This is a genomic window from Pseudomonas sp. S150, assembly GCF_004526365.1.
Taxonomy (GTDB): Bacteria; Pseudomonadota; Gammaproteobacteria; order Pseudomonadales; family Pseudomonadaceae; genus Aquipseudomonas; species Aquipseudomonas putida_A.
In genome coordinates, this window is the sequence record NZ_CP038207.1 from 3658086 (window position 1) to 3677163 (window position 19078).

At 52.9% G+C, this 19078-nt stretch carries 12 protein-coding genes; 8 read left to right on the forward strand and 4 right to left on the reverse strand.

Features of this window, described 5'->3' with window-relative positions; genetic code table 11:
* Positions 1-210: 210 nt before the first annotated feature.
* From E3Z29_RS16755 to E3Z29_RS16770, 4 genes are read left to right on the forward strand one after another with little or no spacing between them, the layout of a single operon-like run.
* Positions 211-1479, forward strand: coding sequence for a site-specific integrase (locus E3Z29_RS16755; protein ID WP_134786366.1), 1269 nt, complete (start codon positions 211-213; stop codon positions 1477-1479).
* On the forward strand, positions 1476-2996 hold the full coding sequence (locus E3Z29_RS16760) for a site-specific recombinase (protein WP_134786367.1): 1521 nt from the start codon (positions 1476-1478) through the stop codon (positions 2994-2996). The genes E3Z29_RS16755 and E3Z29_RS16760 overlap by 4 nt, the downstream gene beginning before the upstream one ends.
* Entirely contained in the window at positions 2983-5094 is a 2112-nt protein-coding gene (locus E3Z29_RS16765; RefSeq protein WP_134786368.1) for a hypothetical protein, read from the forward strand. The genes E3Z29_RS16760 and E3Z29_RS16765 overlap by 14 nt, the downstream gene beginning before the upstream one ends.
* 41 nt (positions 5095-5135) lie before the next feature.
* Positions 5136-5498 carry a hypothetical protein gene (locus E3Z29_RS16770; protein ID WP_256662006.1) on the forward strand — a complete coding sequence of 121 codons (363 nt, stop codon included), beginning with the start codon at positions 5136-5138 and terminating at the stop codon, positions 5496-5498.
* 104 nt (positions 5499-5602) lie between these two features.
* On the opposite strand, the gene E3Z29_RS16775 is transcribed toward E3Z29_RS16770, so the two are convergent.
* Positions 5603-6052, reverse strand: coding sequence for a hypothetical protein (locus E3Z29_RS16775; RefSeq protein WP_134786370.1), 450 nt, complete (start codon positions 6050-6052; stop codon positions 5603-5605).
* A gap of 86 nt (positions 6053-6138) precedes the next feature.
* On the opposite strand from E3Z29_RS16775, the gene E3Z29_RS16780 reads away from it, so the two are divergent.
* Positions 6139-6420, forward strand: coding sequence for a helix-turn-helix domain-containing protein (locus E3Z29_RS16780; RefSeq protein ID WP_134786371.1), 282 nt, complete (start codon positions 6139-6141; stop codon positions 6418-6420).
* Positions 6421-7094: 674 nt separating this feature from the next.
* Here E3Z29_RS16780 and E3Z29_RS16785 read toward each other — a convergent pair.
* On the reverse strand, positions 7095-7763 hold the full coding sequence (locus tag E3Z29_RS16785) for a hypothetical protein (RefSeq protein WP_134786372.1): 669 nt from the start codon (positions 7761-7763) through the stop codon (positions 7095-7097).
* Positions 7764-7797: 34 nt separating this feature from the next.
* Positions 7798-14172 (reverse strand): ATP-binding protein, encoded by a 6375-nt coding sequence (locus tag E3Z29_RS16790; protein WP_134786373.1) that lies wholly within the window; start codon positions 14170-14172, stop codon positions 7798-7800.
* Between the two features lie 717 nt (positions 14173-14889).
* Between E3Z29_RS16790 and E3Z29_RS16800 the strand changes: the two genes are divergently transcribed.
* A complete protein-coding gene (locus E3Z29_RS16800; protein ID WP_134786374.1) occupies positions 14890-15927 on the forward strand; it encodes a hypothetical protein in 1038 nt (345 codons plus the stop codon).
* A gap of 504 nt (positions 15928-16431) precedes the next feature.
* Here the strand turns inward: E3Z29_RS16800 and E3Z29_RS16805 are convergent.
* Entirely contained in the window at positions 16432-16848 is a 417-nt protein-coding gene (locus E3Z29_RS16805; protein WP_134786375.1) for a type II toxin-antitoxin system HicB family antitoxin, read from the reverse strand.
* A gap of 784 nt (positions 16849-17632) precedes the next feature.
* On the opposite strand from E3Z29_RS16805, the gene E3Z29_RS16810 reads away from it, so the two are divergent.
* Both E3Z29_RS16810 and E3Z29_RS16815 read left to right on the forward strand, forming a co-directional pair.
* Complete coding sequence (locus E3Z29_RS16810; RefSeq protein ID WP_167734134.1) at positions 17633-18223, forward strand: fimbrial protein; 591 nt, start codon at positions 17633-17635, stop codon at positions 18221-18223.
* Between the two features lie 51 nt (positions 18224-18274).
* The gene (locus E3Z29_RS16815; protein ID WP_134786376.1) at positions 18275-18994 is read left to right on the forward strand and encodes a molecular chaperone; all 720 of its coding nucleotides are present in this window, start codon (positions 18275-18277) and stop codon (positions 18992-18994) included.
* Positions 18995-19078: the final 84 nt, after the last annotated feature.

Below are 19078 nucleotides of genomic sequence, written 5' to 3' on the forward strand. Positions count from 1 at the left end.
AAAACTCTGGATTGAAATCTGGCGTGCAACCGGGCTAATCCTGAAACATCTTGTTACGTGTAATGTATATTATGTTAAACGACAGGTCATGTCATAGATGTTCATGAGCCGCTTAAACCACTGATTCGACAAACCCGCTTCTGGAGTCCACTCTCTCAACGGGCCATGTCCTTTGTGTTCATGGCGAGTCATAGATTGAGGTAGTTGCCGATGAAGCTGATTCAGTGCCGTTACTCATCTGGTCAGCGTGTACCGTTGCTCGTGCAGACCGGAGATGTGGCGCCGTTACCTATGCTTGTCCCGTTCATCTACGTTCAACTCAAGCTAAGGTACCGCGCTTACAGCACGGCGGCGGCACATCTGCGTGCGATCCAGGCTTTCTACACCTATGCCAAAACTCGAGGTCTGGATTTCGATGAGGTCATCTTGGCCTGCCACTTCGAATCGATCCTGGCTTTACTGGACGGTTACGCCATTTGGCTCCAAAGCGGCCGTCAAGCCGACAACCTGATCGCCCGAATCGGCACAGCTGAAATGGCACCGTTTCCGCAGATCGATCCTCGTACTCGTGACCAGTACCTGCGATTGCTGAAGCTATACCTGTCCTGGTGTGTTGCCCGATACATCCCGCGCGCTCGTCAAAATTCAACCACCCTGGCTAACATCGAGGTGGTATTTGCAGATGTCGCCGACGTCATTGAACGACGCTTTGAGAGCCATATCATCAATGTTCGTCCCGACCATGCTCGTTACCGTAGCCTGACAGATACGCAACTCCAGATCATTCGCACACTGATTCGCCCGAGCGCTGCGGAAAATCCGTTTCCAGAACGATTGCAGTTGCGCAATTGGCTAATGATTGAATTACTGTTGGAGACTGGTATACGGCGCGGTGAGCTTCTGAAGCTCTACACCACGGACATCAATCAGGGTTCACAACATGCCTACGTCAGCGTCAATGATCGCGAACATGACCCAAGTGACCCGCGCGCTGAAGAGCCTGCGCTGAAAACACACGGACGGACCGTAGGTATCTCCACACAGTTGTATGAGGTCTATGAGCGCTATATCCAGAGCGTGCGGCGCCCAATGCGTGACGGCAAGCCGATGAAATTGCCATACCGCTATTTGTTCATTTCGGATCGAGGGCGCCCTCTGTCGATCCGCGCGTTGTCTAACGTCCTTGATCGGCTGTTTCTGACCATTGAACTGGCTCATCCGGGGTTGTTGCCTACACTTTCCGCGCATGACTTTCGCCACACCTTTGCCGACCGGTTTTTGGCTCACCTTGTCGAGCAACGTGGGTATGACCTCGAGCGCGCAACGGACGAACTCCGGCGAATCTGTGGTTGGTCTGATACGTCGACGATGCCACGCCGTTATGCAAGTCGTTATCTAGCCGAGTCGGCCAACCACCACAATGCCCAGCGTGCCTCGGCAGCCTGGAGCCGGCTTGACAGTGAGGGAGGTTCGCCATGACCAAATCAGCCGATCAAGAACACGCTTCACCCTCCTCCTCTTTTACGGGTTATTTGTTCCAAGGGCCGGCTCAGGTCGCTATTCGAACACGCACCAATGATCAGCCACGATACGTCGATACTAGGCTGAAGGTGTGGAGGTGGTACGACGGTGGGCTCTCGATGAAAATCGATTGGACTGCACTCCAATTGAATTCGGAGCTAATCGAAATAGGCAAGGGTTTTATGGCCTATGCACTTGAGAAATATGCCCCTCGAACCGCGGTAATGTTCGTAGATACCCTACGTTTTTTATCTAGTACAAATCTCGCGACCGGACTTCCTTGGGCACCCCATCAACTGGTCACTGCTCTCGAGGAACTCAAAAAAACGAGGGCAGTACTTATAGGATTTCGAAGGCTTTACCGATGGGCAATGGATAGAGGAATCAATGGCTTCGATCCAATCACCTACTTAAAAATCAAGGATGTGAAATCAGATCGAGTTGACCCGTATGCGCGAATTTTTCTCTCGCAGTCTGGTTTAGACCTCGATGAGGAAGTTCGATTGCTCAAACGCATTGAACGAGAGGTTTCACCTATCTCTTGGGAGGAGGCCCAGTTCAATATAGTACTTCACTTAGGTTTCGAACTCGCACCACGCTCAATTCAATTCCACACGCTTGACATCGCGGATTTTGAGTTTATTGAAAGCGCTGATCATGAGAGGTACTACACCCTGTGGCTACCCATGGCCAAAAAGATCGGCCAGCGCAGGCCTGAGCGACGGCCCCGCAAAGTCACCTCCCGACTGGGTGAAAAAATCTCACGCCACATCTCGGAAATTCAACGCCAATTTGGCAGCGACTGCGGACCATTATTTGTCAGTCCTAATGGAAAACGTCTGTCAGTTAACGAAATCGGTATAGGCCTTAAATATGAACTGCATGAAGCAGGGATAGACAAGCCAAACCAGGTAACTATCTTGTTGCGTCATCACCTCGGGCAAGGTTTGGCTGACCAGGGAACACCGGCAGACATGATTGCCGAACTGCTTGGCCACAACAGCACAGTAGCGGCGCGCGCTTACGTCACGGCAACTCCCAACATTGCCCGGATCAAAGAAAAAGCACTCGGCAAGAGTCCCGCCTATCAACGCATTATGCGCAGTCTCTTGACCGGGGAAGTCGTGCAACGCCGCGATACCGTTGCCGAAAGAGCGATCCGTGGCGTGATCGACACACAGTACATTGGGGACATCGGTGCATGCGCCCTCCCGGTTCATACGCACTGCCCCTACAATCCCGTCTACGCCTGCTACACCTGCAAGAAGTTTCACCCCTTTGCTGACGGCCGCCATGAGCAGGTAAAAGAGGCGCTGCAACGAGAAGCGCAACGGTTCATAGACATGGCGGAACAAGCTGGAGATCTCATTCACAACCGCCCCCTCGCCCAGCATCAGACAACCATACTGGCGGTAAGCGCTACTATAGAACGCTGCCGGCAGCTTACGGAGGATGCCGAAGATGACGCTGTCTAGGGCAAGGCGGAACCTTGAAAGCTTTATTACACAAGAGCAAGCGATTTTTCGGACATTACCGATTTCAACACCGTGGCCAGAACCATTGTGGGGTATAGGAAATTGGTTACCGCAAAGGGATCATAACAAACATGCTCTTACCTTCGAGACGCACCGACAAGCCCTCGAGAAGACAGGTTATCTTGCCCCTATCAAGGGACCTCTCCCCTCCGCGTTCCAGGATTTTAGCAAAGCCCTGATTGTGTATTTGCAACGTACCCGAAACCTGAAGTTTTCGATGGTCGCTGCATACAGTATTGCCGTCCGGCGGCTCTACAACCCATTGTTTGAGCGCGGTGTATCCGAGCCCACACAATTGACGCGAGGCGACTTTGATCGCGTCGTAGTATTTCTCCGTGAGAGCGGTTACAAAAATCTCTATGACGCGATCTCTCACCTCCAAGTAATAGCGGATACGATTGATAATCTGCAATTAACCGAGATCGCCATCCACTTCGAGCATGATGCGAAACCAGAAAAACGCCGACACGATTACATTTCATTGCATGATCCTGATCGTGCGGTGAAACAACGCAAATCTGATGATAGATTGCCTTCTCGCGAGGCTATGGAAGCTTACGCCTTATGTTCGAACAATCCACTTAATGAGGGTGAAGAAATTCTTCTGCGCGTAATCGACTTGCTGATCGCGACTGGGCAACGGGGTAATGAGGTTTCAGTAATACCCTATGACTGTTGGGTCGAGAGACCGATCAAAGGGGTGACAGGTGAGGTGGTTGTAGATGCCAATGGCAGGCCTCTGGTTGAATGCGGGATCAAATACTTTGCGGAAAAGCAGTTTCAATCCCGTGTTCATTGGTTCGCAGAAAGCGACGTTCCTTTAGCCAGGCGCGCGGTCGAACGATTGAAGGTGCTGACGCAAGAGCAACGAGGAATCGCGAGGTGGCAAGAGACCCATCCTGGCCGTCTCTGGGATTACTCTCCGCAGACTGCAATGTCAGAGAATGAAGTTCTGCGTTGGCTCGGATTTAGCCAGGGCCGAGACACTGCTAGGAATCTATACGTTTACTTTTTACGAAACGAAATTCATCCCTGCGACGAGATCAAGGATCGAGGGAAGGCGATCAAACGCAGATACTTGGCTGGCGATATTGAGCGTTTTCTTGTTCCCAAACTTCGCGATCATGCAGCGCTTACTGAAAATGTTGGAGGCAAACTATGTGTTGTCCTAAAAACCAGCGAAACATTAGCCATCGCGTTTGATGGTCAATTCCGCCTCGGTGGGCGGGAAGCAAATGTGTTTCGAGTAATCCCGCGTCGAGTGACACTCTTGGACATTAACCGCGCGTTGGGGAACGATGAAAAATATCCATCCATTTTTTCACGCCGATCATTAACAGAATCTAACGGCGCGCCTATTCGACTGACTAGCCACCAACCTCGACACTGGCGAAACACTATTTATCATCTGACCGGTATGAGTGATGTTCAGCAAGCATTGGCCTTAGGGCGAAAACGCCTCGACCAGAATGTCTACTACCAACACACAAGCATTGAGGAAAACACTGCTGCGCATCACGAGTTCTTGGCGTTCAATAGCCATCACGAGCGCATCGATTTTCTGCATACAGGCATAAGAGATAAACGTATTCAGGGCGCGTTAACCGACAGTTACCATGCGTTGTTATCAGATAAAGGCACGACAACTGCAGAAGCATTCCTCACCGTACACGCCACGGCGCTACACGTAACACCCTTCGGAGGTTGCATACACGATTTCTCCCAAGCGCCCTGCCCTAAGCATCTTCAGTGCTGGAATGGCTGCTCGCATCTCCATCTGATGGGCACTCCATCGGAGCGGGCCAACCTTGAGACACAAGCCGAGAATCTGAAGACCGCAATTACTATCATGCGCGATGCCGGCGCTGGAGAGGCAGGCAGCGATGTATGGCTGGCGGATCAGGAAGACAAGCTCAACAATTTAAAATCCGTCCTCGCTCGCGACACTAATGCAGGTGTGCAACGCGTGTTTCCAAATGGGCATCCAATGACAGTTGTGGACACGGACCAACGGCACAGTTCGGTTTCGGATGATTAGAGGCGACCATGGCGCAACGACAGACCTTGAGGGGCGGCACCTTGGACGAGGCGATCGACGCCCTCCTCGCTCAAATGATTAGCTTAGGGCTGGAGCTCGCACCTATTTCACGCCCCGAAGTGCAGCGTCGATTGGGCCTGACTAGCCGAGCTACATTAGTGGGTTACCGTGGGAGGCGAATCGAGTCCGCCCGTATCGCACAACTCAAGGAGAGTGGGAGAGATCCAGACGGTGCCCGCCGCCGAAGAAGCCTCGAAGAACGTATTGCTAATCTGCAGGCGGAGAATGCCGACTTGATAAAGCAGCGAGACCAGCTCTATGAAGCACTGTCGGCAATTGCGCACAACTGTCTGCTGAAAGGATTGGATGTCGAAAACATACTGACTCCGTTGCGGAAACGGTAAGTGGCAGAAAGGCTGCCAACGCCGCCAACTGATTCGGCGGGCAGGCTAGATTGCCTAATCGCTAGCGCGTCGAAGATGCCGTTAACCGTTCGAGCGTGTTGGTCTCATGCTCGCCGAGATGCCGGTGTAGCCGAAAAAATGATACGAGGATTTTGCAAATCGGATGTGCTGGACCCCAAGGCCTCAGTGTAGATATGCCCTCCCTCCAGGCTATACATGTATACCGCCTCCTCACTGAGGTCATCCACCGTTTCACGCACCTCTAGTAGCCTCTCCATCTTCCACCCATCACCTCCGTTCAGATATGCCGGTGAAACCAACTGGACATCCAGCAGCCAGATGTCTGCTCCTTGTTCGTTAAGTAACTGCTCAAGCGCTGAAATGCTGGGAAGCATAACCATGCTAGCCAACGCTTCACCGCCTTGTTGTCGACCCACTCTGACGTAAAACCAGGGACAATGAGTGGTCTGCTCAACGTACTGCCAGTACTGGATAGAGTCATCACCCAGGTACGCGCTGAGGAAAATCTCTGCTGGTTTGTGAGTGATGAACATTGCGGCCATCCCAAAAGTGAACACTATAGATTGTAGCCCTATAGAGCTCGCGAAGGCTTCATCGTTCCTTTTGCGAGGTCGGCAATATGGAACTGAAACAGGCATTTGGCGCGGCCCTGAAAAAGCTGAGATCGAAAAGGAAGCTTTCTCAGGAAGATTTCTCTGACGTCAGTAGTCGGACCTATCTCAGCACCCTGGAGCGCGGTCTGAAGAGCCCTACGATCGAGAAGGTAGACGAACTGGCATCTGTATTAGACGTTCATCCACTGACCATCCTCGTAGGCTGTTATTTGCTTCAGGACAATCCGATCTCCCTCGATGAACTGTTTTCCCGAATTCGAATGGAACTACCAAGCGAGATGAAATGAGCATCTGACGGATTACGCTCCATAAGCAAAGGAAATCAACGGAAGACTGTGGGTTGGAAGGCTTGTGCTAGCATCCAATTTGATCCGAAGATCGAGGTCAGCAGCGATGAAACTCCCTGTAAAGCCGGAAAATAGCCTCTCTGAAAATTGGAAGGTAAACGGAAACGCCGTGATGTGTTAATGCTTGCCGTTGGCCCTGCTTCGCCTTCCGAGCTGGAAGAAATCTGCTCAGCGTTTGAGGAAGGTGATGAAAAAACCTGCTGGAGCGCGACGTCAACGCATTCCCCCTTCCGAGTTCGCACGATAGGCAAAAGTTCGATTTCTACCCTGGCCCCTTTCCCTTTGACTTCACCAACTCAAGCCGCGATTGCCTCTGCTTTCAAATGCCCAACAGTTGCTGTCTCTGCCCCTTCACTTGGTCTGCCGACGTAAATGAACGCGCAGGTGTATAGCGGATGTAGGTTTCTGGCCGGTCTCTACTGGGCACGGCAGGCGGAAGGCGGCAAGAACTGAGCGTGTGCGCTCATGCTCTTCCGACATACAGAGCGCTGCAGTTTTTGTTAAAATTTCAGTCCTCTTGTAGCTGTTCGCGACATCTGTTTTGCTAAAGAGCATAGAGCTATGAATTAAGATGAGCTGACTTGTAGAGAACGCGTCGCTCAGGTCATCTACCCTTACCGTAATTCAGATTCGTCCACATCATCCGCCTCAACTGCATCATCGGAATCCAGGGAATTACGCCACTGATCAACGAGTGCTGCAAGCTTTGACTGAAAGGTCTCGAGGTTGGATAGGATCACGCGCAGCTCGTCCTTAGGAGCTGGCCCGTCTTTCTCTTCCTCAGCTAACGGTCCTGTTGGTTCTTCCAGTTCAGTGTCTACGTCATCGTCGATAAATTTTGAATAGAAGGCCTCTAAGTCGAGGTCTTCTAAAGCTGGGATGACTAACAGTTTCTTCCACCGTCCCAACTGGTCAGTCAGGAATCGTTCATCTTCCGTTAGCGCATCCCATTCAGCATCTTCGATGGATCGAACCTCCACGGGACGGGTCAACAGGAGTCCGCTCATGACGATCTGTGTGAGCACACCGAACATTTCATGAAGCAGATCATCTTTCGAATGAGTGCGTCGAAACCGTGCCCAAGGATTCGCCGTAGGCTGCATTGCAGTCAGCAATTCTACCGCGGCCATCTGACCACCCATTGGGTCAACCGATGCCGGTAGAGAGCGGCGGTTTGCCCAAAGCTTGATTATCAATTCCGCAGCTTGCTTTTTTGCTGTCTGTCGGACCTCCCCTTCACCGTTCTCAGCGAGATCCATAAGTTCTGCAAGATGATGAGCCATCCAGCGAGACGCCAACTCACCACGCGTTTCGTTTTCAAGCTGATGGACAATCGCTCTCCCAAGATCCAATACGTCCTTCGGCGGTATAGAGCTGCCCTTCTTCGTCGAGTCTGTAGACTCGAGCGTACGTGGCCTCGGGATTCTGCTCTTCCGAGTCATAGCCTCGTCGACTGCTGCGTCCTTCACGTCTGACCTCCATCACGATGACAAGCTCGAGCCCCTCATTCTGTAGGAGCGCTCTTAACTGATTACGCTCGGTCAGCAATCTGCATCCTGAGCTCGAAGGGTACGATTGGTAGTGATCTTCGTCCGATTCACGGTCACCCCAAACTTCGTAGCGAAACATTGCTGCCTGACCGGGTAACGACCAGGCATTCCCGCCATCCGGATCGCATTCCAGTCCGTATTCGCCGATTATCCAGCTCGCTGGCATCCAGCCCACGAGCGTTGCGTTGCCTCGCAAAGGATCTTGACTATCGATTCCGCCATCTGAATACGGTCGGCTTAGCCAGGGAATCATCTGATAATCGCCGTCATCGCCGTCGTAAGCGTCCTCACTCTCGGTCGGGATCGAATAATCCCACGTGCTCTCCATCATCTGTAAGGCGCGTACCAAAGATCCTCCAAGTTCCTTCTCAACCAGAGCGCTTGAAATAGAAAGTGTCTCAACGCGATCGGCATTAACAAGCCGCCATTCACCGCCGACAAGGATGTGGCCAGGGCGATCGGTCGGTATCAACTCTTTCCGCATCCTCAGCTCTGAGACCTGCTCCACCCAAACATCTATCGGTGCATCGGGTTTTCGCCAGAAGTCAGACCGCAGTGGAACGGGCCCCAAGAGGTCTGCCGACCAGCACGGCGGCTGGGTTAGCATTTGACGTTCGATGCGATTAGACAGCGAACTCCAATCCGAGTGTTCTCCCTCAGCGAGCGGCTCGGTTTGTAGCAGCTCGCCAAGGGAACACCATAGCGCGTGCCATTCGAGATGGGTGCTCAGGCGCTCGAGTGTCGGACTTGCACCATGATCATTGCGCGTGAGAACCCAGTCATGAGATGAGATACGTCCCTGCTGACGTTCTGCCTCGTATGATCGAATCTCGCCAGGATAACCCCAGCGATCAATAATCCAGTTCTCTGCCGTAGTCAGCAACAGATCTTGGGAAACATTGGCAAAGCTATCAAGCATCGGATCGTACCAATAAGGCACCGTATCCATAGGGTCGAACTGAAAGCGGCGTTCGGGTTCCCCGGAGCCGTTACGGACCCGAGGTGGCCTGCGGCTCGTCCCTGGCAGAGGTATCAACGCTGATCGCCCGGTAGCATTCAGTTGTTCTATTTGGGAAGGATCAAGCGCAAGGGCGCCCGCGTCTACCAGTTTGAGGCAAGCATCGCGCGCAAATGAGACAAGAAGAAGATGTGGAAAAGTCTGATCCAACGCGATGGCGAGCAGTAGTGCTCCCCCCTGAGCACCTATTTCTGGCAGCTCAGCTGCAATGCGATCCCAGGCAATCACAAACCACAGTTGCGCGGCAATCCAGAAGAAGTCGAGACGAGATGACCGAAAGATTGACTCATCCCGACGGCCGTATTCGTCGATTAGCGCTTTCAGCTCTTCGACAGCATCAAGTCTGGCCAAACGCCGTATCCCATGAGCTGCGCGCCATCGCACTCGCACATCATAGTCGCCCAAGCATGCATAGAGGAAACGCGCCACCGATGCGGGAACGTTTACAGGTACATCCCGCAGTTGCCAGGTTTGGTCTCGATCTTCGGGAGAGACACGTTCGGCAAGACGGTTTGCGTACCATACGCCAATGACTGACGATGAGTGCGGATCCAGATGCCCTGCAATTAGCCCCGCAAGAGCAAAGACTTGTTCTCCGTCGAACATTTGCCCATGCTGCTCCACACCACGCAAAAGCAAATTTGCTGCTCCATCTGGGGCCAGACCAGTCCACTTCAATGCTGTAGGGAGAGACGTTTCGCTGTGTCCGATGTATCTGGCAAAATCGGGAAGGCGCTCAACGATAACTTCGGGCAATTCCGATGCAGCCCATCTTCGAATGGCCGGTGTATTCCATCGATCGAGCATCAGCAGCATCGTTTCGACCACGCTCGCACCATCTCGAACCTTTAGGTCTCGTAAGACCTTGAGAAAAGCCAAGCGGTCACGTATCTCAACGCATTCCGCAGCAGTTGCAATCAGATCCGATAGCGAAACATATCTATCTGCAGTACGTGCAGTCTGAAGCGCAGTTTTCAAAGCATTGGCAAAGTCCTCGCCGTTGAGCAGGTTCTCCCGGGTCCAAGTCGTTGTGGAGCGAACTTCAGGCTCTGCTGTCGCTACTTTCGTGATAACGGGCAGAGAAGAGCCTGTCTCTTCCAGACTTTCAAGAAATGCCTGTCGCTCACGGAGTGCCCTGCTCCATTGCCCCGACCACTTCGCCATCCCACGACTATTGAGCAGCTTGCTGTTATCACGTTCGTTGTGGCGGACTAATGCGTTCCACGCCGCTTCCTCAAGATAAGATCCTGAGTTAACGCAGTTGGCGACGTGATCCAATGCTGCATCAGCGATTGCATGATTGCCGTGCAGGATCAACTCCAATGCCATTGCCGCAGCTGGGCCTAGTGTCCCTTGGGTGAGTCCAGAGTTGAGGACCGGCGCCAGTGTTTGTGAGAAGTCGACGAGATTGGCATCTTGCCACTTCGCCGTGTTTGCGAGCGCGAGAGGAAGGTCTAAAGCCGCAACAGTTTCCATGACCTCTTTCCATGGCAGGTTCTCATCGCCGTCGAGACGGACGGCAGCGTCAACCAGCACCTCACAAAGATCGCGGGCGGCTACTCTCCTGTCCTCGACGTCACTAGTGCCTCGCTTGAAAAGCTGGCCGAGCAAGCGTAGTTGTGCCACGATTTCCCGATCGAGTTGGCTGGCGGCCTCAATTGCATCATGAAAAACAGCATTAGCATCGTCGGGACTGAACGGCAGGAGCAGGCGTGAGTAGGTTAGAAGCGCTTGGGATTTGTCTCGGGCGCCAATGCGTTGAGTACGCATAACAGAAGCCGCTGTGTCAATATCCACGACAAGTGCGGTCTGCAGCTCTGGGCGCAGCATCATACGCTCAGCAAACTCTATATCCGGCTGCAAATCGGAGGCTCCCCACCTACCATGAATTCGCTTGGCGATGCGTAGAACGAACTCCGCGTCTAATTCACGGCCTACGAGCAACAGCGCGCCACGAGCGGCTGCCATGGCAAGCGCGCTAGCACTGTGATCGCGCGCGAGACGCCATGTGTTGCTCTCTTTGCGCCTCGTCGCTTGTTCCAGAACATTAGCGATTGTGTCGTCATTCTTCCCGGACATCGCTATTGCAGTCGCCGCATAGACGGGATACAGCATATTGGTCAGCTCGTTTAGCTTACGATCTGCCTCTTCTTGGTGATAGGTGTCGCGGCCGCGCTCCTTTTTCTCCGCGGACTCGGGCCTGGATTCGTAGAGGTCGTCGGGTTTCAACTTCCCGCCGGACCGGGCCGCTCGGAGTGCGTGCGCTCGAAAGAGCAGATCCATATGACGTATGTTACTGATATGAACCTTGTCGACTCTCCGGTTCTCAGGCAAAAGCACTACATCCAAGAAACCATCTACAACAGTCGCAGATAGCTGGTCCGCGGCAAGAAGCTCACAAGATGTCATGGCAACATCCATCATCCATGACCACAAGCTGTCCAGCAGACTGCGTGCGCCCTGACGCTTGGGAGATAACATCCAGCGCTTGCAAAAAGCTCTCAGGCTTCTTGCGAGCCTTTTGGTATCCAAGGGAGCACCGGACACCACCAAGGGTACGAGTACAAAAAGCTCTTCCCAGGGTTTGAGATGACGTGTGTCCAGTATTCCCTGAAGCAGCCCCGAGCCATCTTGCGCAATCAGCCGCGGAATCAGGCAGCGCGCCACCAGCAGCCGAACCCGCTTCGGCTTCCATTTCCACAGCGACTGCAAAGCAGACTCTGGCCCATTACTGCGAAGCGCTGTTTCGATGCTGGCCGCAACGTCTGCAACCTCAAGCCGCCAGTCGCAATGCTGGGCCTTTTGAAGGAGGGCTTTACGTGCAGCCATCCAAGCTTCAATCAATCGCTGCCCCTCATGCAACGAAATTCGATCACCGTTGAGCGAGTCAATCACTTGTTTGTGAAGCAGGAAAGCGCCGTGGTAGCCGGTTTGTTTCGGATCGGCAAGGACGAGCCTCCCAGCAGTGTCAGCAGCGAATCGCACCGCAAGGTCTGGATTATTAGACAGGAGTGCCCGTAGCGCGCGCTCAGTCTTGAGCCCTTCGCCTCCGATGAGCACGAAACGCAGTGCGCGTTCACTATCGCCCGCCTTCCGACAGAAGGAGATAGCTAACCGTAAGCGCGTAAGTTCCGCTTCTCGCCGCTTCACCGGATCATCAATTGCAGCCGGCGAAGGCTCGCGTTCAACGAGATCAAGCAGCTTATTGCCCAAGCCAGACGCAGCGAGTAGACCTGCGACGTGCTGCGCAGCGTAAGAATCGCTTTCGCAGCGGCTCATCAGCCAATCAGCAGCGCTCTGGGTTACTTCGCTTAGCATTGACTCCCCCGCTTCGCGGACGAAGTGCTCGAAGTCTTCGTCCGCAAAGGCGACAGTGTTTTCAATGAGCCGAATCGCTGGCGCCATGTCGGTGCAGATGTCAATCAGCGCTGGCACCTGGATACCAATGATCGCGCTGAGATCTTCTATCGGTACCGGCCGCGCAAGAGCAATGAGACCTGCACAAAACCTTGGAAGGTCTGTTGCGATTCCGCTTTTCCCCAGGGCTCGCTCAAACTGCTCGCGAAATACTTGGTCCAGAGACCGGCCTGCGGGCAAGAGGCGGTCAATCGCTTTTTCGGGAGGTGCATCGCCCAGATCCATAGCATAAGCTTGGACTCTAGGTACTCCCATGGTCAGCCTGTGAAACGCATCGATCCAATCATCTGTTGCAGCCCACTTCCGCTGTACATTGATTGCAGTTTCACCACGGGTAAACGGCTCGATCTCTGAAAGGCTATAACTAGACGGTAGGGCAAGTTCAGCGAGACGGCCTGTCCTTGCCGTAACGATGAACCGGACATTGGGCGGCAAGTCGCCCAGTTCCAAGAAGTCGTGTACAAAGCAAGCCTCAGGCGGTTTGCGTGTTGTCGCAGCCGTAACGGCATTGTCGGCGGCGTCAACGGCAATGACGATCAGCGCGTCCGGATATTCAGACGCGTGCGCCTGGGCTGCGTGGCCTAGGCGATTCGAGAATAGACGCGGAGGGTCTGATAGCTGGTGACGGCTAAGCAAAATTGGCAGCCGCAGCCTCGTGGCAAGCTCATTGGATAGCTGTAAAAACGCGTCCACATGTCGATGACGCAAAGTAGCGGCATCTAGATAGGTGCCACCTCCATAACAATCGTAAGTCACCATGATCGAATGAGGCGGGAGCACCGCCTCAATTTGCTGGAGCGCAGTTGTCTTGCCGACCCCTCCAGGACCATGTAGACAGACTCGCTGTTTGCCGGCAACGATCTCGCTCGCAATGTCAGCGACGCTGCTCCGTGGCACCGGTGCATCAACTCGTTCAAGGACAGGTGGGCAAGGGAACAATGCGCCCATCGTAGAGACGCCGAGTTCGAGTAAAACTGACTCCTTCGTTATTAACTCGCCCGCGAATTCGGGACGCATGCGCTGACGAATGAACTGGCGAAGATTAGAGACTGGTGCTTGTAACTCGAGATCGGTCCATCCAGAAATATCAGCGAGCAACTTTTTCTCAATCGCGAAGCGCGATCCTGCTCCACCATTGAATCGAAGCGCCTTTGCAAATTCGGGCAGCACAGATTTGGACAGTCCGGCGGCGAACGCCATTTTTTGCTCGTCTGGCTCATCCTTTCCAGGTCGTTTTCGTGGAGCGGATACGCTACCTGTTGCGAGCTTTGCTGTAACAGTTTTTAACTCAGCCGCGATCGGCTGGTTGGTTACCAGTGATACTTCAACTGTTCCTTTTGGCTCCAGGGCTTGTATCCCAGCCCAGGCTTTTGCCAAGCGATTCAGGACGCTGTCCTCGCGCTTATCGCCGCTCACCATACGTGCGACGGTCCACGAACTGCGAGGATTCGCGGCGGAATACTTCAGTTGCTCCAGCAATATACGATCAGCTTCCTTTGCGTCGCCGCCGCCTTCGTACAACGCGCAATCCACGCCATCCCACGTAGAAGGGGATGACCCAGCTTCGTCACTTGGAGCAATCCCTTCTACAGTCAACGCTTGAAGCGGATCACGGTCGTCTAGAAGGCGGATAGCATGCCGGGCGGCCCATAACTCGTGGAAGTCGTCGCCGGTGTTGGAACCTCGAGCTCCTCTGAAATCACTCACTTGCGTTCCTTGCATCCATCAGTTGATCGCCCAACACCCACAACCGGTGCGGTCGCAGATGGGTAGTATGTTGTTCAGCATTTTCTTCGCACGCTTGAGCAACCGTCAATGACTCCCAGCGCTGTGATGTCATTGCAGAGCTCCCCCGGCACGGTAAGATGCCCAGTCACTAAACATTTCTTACGAGTCGCAGGTGTACATTCCCAGAGTACAGCGCGCGGCCTTGATCCGCGCATCGGGTATTTCGGTGATTTCCGCCTTACGCCTGGAGCCATTGCTGCTAGTGTACTAATCGCCATCCTGCCCGCTGCCGCTGTCTATCGGAAACCAGGGGCGATTCAGACGTACTTCCTGTGGAGATCACCTTCCAGTACCCACTGGGTATCGTATGAACCTTATTCGCCCTAGGCAACCAACCCATATTCCGCTCGTAGAGTGACCCCGTCGCCACATACACCGCTTCCACACCCTGAACCTTGCTCAGGCCCTCTCTGAACCTCCAACCGCGCCTAGGCGCTCCATACCGGCATGATCGAAATTGGAAAGCTCATCTGACTTATGGACAAGGCTAGTTGGCGTAGGTGAAAGAAAGGTATCTCAGTTTAGGTCGGGCGGCCATGACTTAAACGGAGAGCATTAAAGTTTCTTACTCTCATTCCGATAACGCAGTAATCCTACCTCATCGCAATCACAATATTTCATGCAGGATCATTAGCAATGACGAGAAGTGTAAAGCGAACTATCAAAACTGCTTCCGGGGAGCGCGCTGTCATTACTAGGCGAGAAAAATTTCTCGAACTCACGAAGCGAGTTTCATTAGTCGGAATCGCTCTTTTCTTTTTTCTTTGCATCACTCCGATTCATTGGCGACTTGTATCATTTTCAACAACTGTGATTTTTCTTGGTATCGCGGTCGCAATTAGCACTATGCAAATTCTGAACCCAGAAAAATATGATCTCAATAAATTCGCTGGTTTTTTGGGAGGCATAGCAAACTGGTACGATAATCTTGAACGCTATCATCAACTTTATCTCAATGTTATCCTGTTCCTCCCTGTTCTGGGATATCTTTACTTGCTGGATCCCATCAATTTATTTGCACCGACCGCGATGATATTTTTTATTTACTGCCTAGGAGTGGCTGCGCATGATGTTTATCGCATCTACGCAATCCTCTATGAAACCACGGTTGGCAAGGGGTTGATCGCAATTGCATTTGCTGTTGGCTCCAATCTCGCGCTCAGCGTCTCGGGAAAAATAATCGGTGGAATGGCTCATGTACCCCCTACAACCTTTCCTCATACTTTGACTTTTTTAGCAATATTCGCGATTCCGTTTCTTTTTATTGCTGCGGGAGCAATCTTTATTCCTGTCTCCGTTGCAATGGCTCCCTTTTTCATTTACGGATCGACTTTTGCGACAAAAGCACCACGACTTACGAAATGGATTTTTGGAGTTAAGGTTAATGACAAAGGCAGTCGCTACGCCGTTGCTACAGTTATTTTTCAGGTAATTTTCTATTTGGCGATTTGGGCTTTGACACCAGCAACATTTTTCCTTCTGCTAAATAGATACGACCAACAAATAGAATGGGCTGTTGGACAATCGATATACGAGTTCGATATGTATCCAGGCACAGAATGCAAGATGGGCTTAAGTTATCGCCAAGCATCGCTAGGCGACGAGAACTATATTTTAGCAAGCAAACAATCAACGGGCATAACATTCGAATCGCCAAAAAAATGTGCTCTCTGACCAGCCCCTTATGCGTATTGAATCGACCGCAGAAAAAAGGGCCTATAAGCAGGCTGTGTTAAAAACCTAGCAATCAGAACATGGCTCAAAAAAATGCTCCGTATCGAAAGATACGGAGCATTTTCCGTTATGGCCTACATACAAGGAGAGTCCCGTAGGGATTCAAACCCCTTCTGGAGTCCTTACAGGCCGCTTTAGCCCACCAAAAACTGGGCTTTCACGCTTCGCCGTTGGCGTACAGCGGACTCAAGCGGCCTCCCATATGCCCTAATTCTGTCCTAAACAGCAACGGCGGATCTCGGCCGACTCTGTTGAAAAAGTCGGTCTGCCCAGGCTGCTTGAGCACATACTCTTCGAGCGATGACATTTGAGCTATCGGTAATGACCACTGATATTCGAAGTCTACCCAGCCCGGCCTTAGGCTATACACGAGGGCGTCGGTGGTATCAGACCAACAGCAGGCGTCAATGGTGTGCTTGGGACATGATAGATTCCGGCATGAGGCTACATCAGGACCGGCGACAGACGCCGACCCAGCAATGCAAGCGCACGCTCGATCTGCTCAATTTTCGAGGCGTGGATGAAGTCCACCAAACGGTCGACAACCTGTCGCGAACAGGCCATTCGCCGGGCAAGCTCGGCGCGGCTCACGCCTTCATCACACATGGTATTCCATAGCAAGATCTTGGCCACAGTCAGCACCGGCAAGTGCAGCACCATCGCAGTGGCGCTTGATGCCGAGGGTGCTGGAATTCTGCGCCCCTGCTCTACGTACAACGACAGCGCAGACTCTAAACCATTTAGGGCTTCGGCAAATGCTTCGCACAGCGTACTGCCTTCGGCATTCATTTCCGGAATATCGGTGCATGACAACCATACACCGGTGGGCTCGGTATGCTGCACTAGCGAGTAGTGATACATAGCTTTACGCCTCTCTAAATTGGCCAATCTTTCGTCGATTCTTCGTAGCATTTAATGTCGAGTTTAAGCTGGTCGCTCACTGGCTATGATCGGCAGTGCAAAAGCATTCTGAAGCACATCTGGAGCTGGTTGAGCGCAGGGGCAAATTTCCCGCTAACTCTCCTCGGTAATCATTCAATGCGTTCTATTAATCAATGGACAACTCATTCTCCTGGTCTGCAAGGTCATCGCATCGCATCGCATCGCATATTGCATGCACATGCGTGACAATCAGCGCTGCAATCAGTTACCGGAAAGCCCGCAGGCGATTGAGCAAATAGGTAGTCAGAGAGCTTGCCAGCCGTCAACTGCATCGGCGATGCCCCTACTGTGATTAAATTGCCCGTCATTTTTCTGAGTCAAGACTCGGAGTCTGCATGGTTTCAAGGCGAAACTCGATGGTCTGCTCGTCGATAGTAGATCGTCAACCAAATCTGCGGAGATCTGACGTTATCTTGAGCATTGGCGCTCTTTACGACATTGCCAATTTTTTCCAGACCAATCATTGAGCGGAGATCGAGTGACGCCGTTAACTCGTTGCACAGTTTTCTCAGCATCAGGCGCACTGTACGTTGTGGTAGCCGAACCCAGGTAATAGGCAAACACCACAACTGCATTCAAGAATTTTCCCCTCATCACTCAAGATTGTTCTTGTTCCTATCCCCCGCCCTGATTCCTAGAATTTCCTCGCGCTGCATCACGGCGCTTTTTGCCTGATCTAACACTGCAAGGAAGTTTTATCTCCATGAAAGCAATTAAGTTTCTGATGCTGTCCACGGCTGTGTGCGCCATGACCGGCACGGCGATGGCGGCTGACGGCACCATCAATTTCACCGGCGAAATTGTCGCGGCGTCGTGCATCGCGTCTGCCGGCGCCGGTTCCACGGTGGGCGGTGGTGCTGGTCAGCAGATCGTTGACGTGAATCTCGGCAAGGTCAGCATGGATGCCATCAACGGTGCGGGCGAAGGCAACATTGCAGCCGGTACTGCCATCAACCTCAACCTGGACTGCGGCAACACCGCCGCCGGCCTGACGACGGTCAAGTTTGGCTTCGACCCGATGTCCGGCTCCGGAGTCGATCCGAAAAACAACAGTCTGCTGAAGATCACAGGGAGTGCCGAGGGTGTGGGAATCGGCATGTTCGACGACAACAACCACCTGATCAACATGTCCGGAAACGAAACGTACTCCGCCCCACTGACGGTCCAAGGTGAAGGTAAGGACGCCAAGTATTCCGCCGATTTGCGCATGCGGGCCTCTTATGTGGCCAACGGTGCCGAACTCAAGCCAGGTACTGCCAACGGCACTCTGCCTTTCACCCTGACGTACGAGTAAATCGTCCAAAAAAGAGGGGCTTACACGCCCCTCGTTTTCTGCGAGTCGATGATGAATACCGGTAATTTTGTTCGTATCTGTCTTTTACTGACACTTTCATTGCTATCCGATGCTTCCGACGCGGGCATTCAAGTGGGCGGCACGAGGATCATCTTTCCGGCGTCCAGTCATGAAGCCTCGCTTCAGGTTCGAAATGAAGGCAACGATGACATCATGATCCAGTCCTGGATCGAGGCCGGTCCAGGTCAGGCCGAGCGTGAGATTCCTTTTGCAATCACCCCGTCACTGGCGCGCTTGGGTCACCGTAAGCAACAGACGTTGCGGATCTTTTACCAGGGCAAAGGACTGCCGGAGGATCGAGAATCGGTGGTCTGGGTAAGCGTGCAGGAAATCCCTCAAATCAGCAGTTCCGAGAACAGCCTGCAAGTGGCTTTTCGTCAGCGCCTGAAGCTGTTCTACCGCCCCAACGGGTTACCAGGGAACGCAGAAGAGGCCGCCGGAGCTTTGAAGTGGAACATTCTGAGAACCGCCGGCCAAGCCGTATTGCTGGCGACCAATGACTCAGCCTTTCATGTTTCTTTCGCGAAGATGAGCGTGACGATCGGCGAAAAAGAATACCCGCTGGAGCCCGCCATGATCGGCCCAAGAGGTTCCCGGAAAATGGCAATCAAAGGATTACCTGCCTCACTGGGCGGCGATGCCCGGGTCGTTTGGGAATCGATCAATGACTACGGCGCACTGATCGAACACACGGCTTCGATCAAGTTCTGACGCCGCTCCCCTTTCCCGCTTCACCCTCGTTTCATCCGCGCACGCCTTGGGATATGCATCCCAGGACTCCTCGTGCACAGGAAG